General features: G+C 53.0%; 1 rRNA gene. It reads right to left on the bottom strand.

Annotated elements, in window-relative coordinates:
* Window positions 1–2 precede the first annotated feature (2 nt).
* Window positions 3–2,937 (bottom strand): 23S ribosomal RNA (locus tag FS736_RS23330).
* Between the last annotated feature and the right edge of the window lie 18 nt (window positions 2,938–2,955).

The raw sequence follows: 2,955 nt of genomic DNA, 5'->3' as shown, positions 1-2,955 counted from the left end.
ATTTGGTTAAGTCCTCGAACGATTAGTATCAGTCAGCTCCACACGTCACCGCGCTTCCACCTCTGACCTATCAACCTGATCATCTTTCAGGGTTCTTACTAGCTTGCGCTATGGGAAATCTCATCTTGAGGGGGGCTTCATGCTTAGATGCTTTCAGCACTTATCCCGTCCGCACATAGCTACCCAGCGATGCCTTTGGCAAGACAACTGGTACACCAGCGGTGCGTCCATCCCGGTCCTCTCGTACTAAGGACAGCTCCTCTCAAATTTCCTGCGCCCACGACGGATAGGGACCGAACTGTCTCACGACGTTCTGAACCCAGCTCGCGTACCGCTTTAATGGGCGAACAGCCCAACCCTTGGGACCGACTACAGCCCCAGGATGCGATGAGCCGACATCGAGGTGCCAAACCTCCCCGTCGATGTGGACTCTTGGGGGAGATAAGCCTGTTATCCCCGGGGTAGCTTTTATCCGTTGAGCGATGGCCCTTCCATGCGGAACCACCGGATCACTAAGCCCGACTTTCGTCCCTGCTCGACTTGTAGGTCTCGCAGTCAAGCTCCCTTGTGCCTTTACACTCTGCGAATGATTTCCAACCATTCTGAGGGAACCTTTGGGCGCCTCCGTTACTCTTTAGGAGGCGACCGCCCCAGTCAAACTGCCCACCTGACACTGTCTCCCGCCCCGATCAGGGGCGCGGGTTAGAATTTCAATACAGCCAGGGTAGTATCCCACCGACGCCTCCACCGAAGCTGGCGCTCCGGTTTCTCAGGCTCCTACCTATCCTGTACAAGCTGTACCAAAATTCAATATCAGGCTACAGTAAAGCTCCACGGGGTCTTTCCGTCCTGTCGCGGGTAACCTGCATCTTCACAGGTACTATAATTTCACCGAGTCTCTCGTTGAGACAGTGCCCAGATCGTTACGCCTTTCGTGCGGGTCGGAACTTACCCGACAAGGAATTTCGCTACCTTAGGACCGTTATAGTTACGGCCGCCGTTTACTGGGGCTTCGATTCAGAGCTTCGCGTGAGCTAACCCCTCCTCTTAACCTTCCAGCACCGGGCAGGCGTCAGCCCCTATACTTCGCCTTGCGGCTTCGCAGAGACCTGTGTTTTTGCTAAACAGTCGCCTGGGCCTATTCACTGCGGCTCATCCGGGCTATTCACCCAAATGAGCACCCCTTCTCCCGAAGTTACGGGGTCATTTTGCCGAGTTCCTTAACGAGAGTTCTCTCGCTCACCTTAGGATTCTCTCCTCGCCTACCTGTGTCGGTTTGCGGTACGGGCACCATTTATCTCGCTAGAGGCTTTTCTTGGCAGTGTGGAATCAGGAACTTCGGTACTATATTTCCCTCGCTGTCACAGCTCAGCCTTCACGCAAGCGGGATTTGCCTCACTTGCAGCCTAACTGCTTAGACGCGCATATCCAACAGCGCGCTTACCCTATCCTCCTGCGTCCCCCCGTCGCTCAAACGATAAAGAGGTGGTACAGGAATATCAACCTGTTGTCCATCGCCTACGCCTTTCGGCCTCGGCTTAGGTCCCGACTAACCCTGAGAGGACGAGCCTTCCTCAGGAAACCTTAGGCATTCGGTGGATGGGATTCTCACCCATCTTTCGCTACTCATACCGGCATTCTCACTTCTAAGCGCTCCACCAGTCCTTACGGTCTGACTTCAACGCCCTTAGAACGCTCTCCTACCACTGACATCTAAGATGTCAATCCACAGCTTCGGTGATACGTTTAGCCCCGGTACATTTTCGGCGCAGAGTCACTCGACCAGTGAGCTATTACGCACTCTTTAAATGGTGGCTGCTTCTAAGCCAACATCCTGGTTGTCTAAGCAACTCCACATCCTTTTCCACTTAACGTATACTTTGGGACCTTAGCTGGTGGTCTGGGCTGTTTCCCTTTTGACTACGGATCTTATCACTCGCAGTCTGACTCCCACGGATAAGTCTTTGGCATTCGGAGTTTGTCTGAATTCGGTAACCCGATGAGGGCCCCTAGTCCAAACAGTGCTCTACCTCCAAGACTCTTACAACGTGAGGCTAGCCCTAAAGCTATTTCGGAGAGAACCAGCTATCTCCAAGTTCGATTGGAATTTCTCCGCTACCCACACCTCATCCCCGCACTTTTCAACGTGCGTGGGTTCGGGCCTCCAGTTGGTGTTACCCAACCTTCACCCTGGACATGGGTAGATCACCTGGTTTCGGGTCTACGACCACATACTCATTCGCCCTATTCAGACTCGCTTTCGCTGCGGCTCCGTCTTCTCAACTTAACCTTGCATGTAATCGTAACTCGCCGGTTCATTCTACAAAAGGCACGCCATCACCCATGAACGGGCTCTGACTACTTGTAGGCACACGGTTTCAGGATCTCTTTCACTCCCCTTCCGGGGTGCTTTTCACCTTTCCCTCACGGTACTGGTTCACTATCGGTCACTAGGGAGTATTTAGCCTTGGGAGATGGTCCTCCCAGCTTCCGACGGGATTTCTCGTGTCCCGCCGTACTCAGGATCCACTCAGGAGGGAACGAAGTTTCAACTACAGGGTTTTTACCTTCTCTGACGGGCCTTTCCAGACCACTTCATCTACCCCGTTCCTTTGTAACTCCATGTAGAGTGTCCTACAACCCCAAGAGGCAAGCCTCTTGGTTTGGGCTATGTCCCGTTTCGCTCGCCGCTACTCAGGGAATCGCGTTTGCTTTCTCTTCCTCCGGGTACTTAGATGTTTCAGTTCCCCGGGTCTGCCTTCAATACCCTATGTATTCAGGTAAAGATACTGTTCCATTACGAACAGTGGGTTTCCCCATTCGGAAATCTCCGGATCAAAGCTTACTTACAGCTCCCCGAAGCATATCGGTGTTAGTCCCGTCCTTCATCGGCTCCTAGTGCCAAGGCATCCACCGTGCGCCCTTTCTAACTTAACCTAAAAGGTCATTTCTCTA

Origin of the sequence: Cytobacillus oceanisediminis 2691, assembly GCF_007678455.1 — a bacterium.
Taxonomy (GTDB): Bacteria; Bacillota; Bacilli; order Bacillales; family Cytobacillaceae; genus Mesobacillus; species Mesobacillus oceanisediminis_A.
This window is presented reverse-complemented; position numbering and strand designations above follow the sequence as displayed.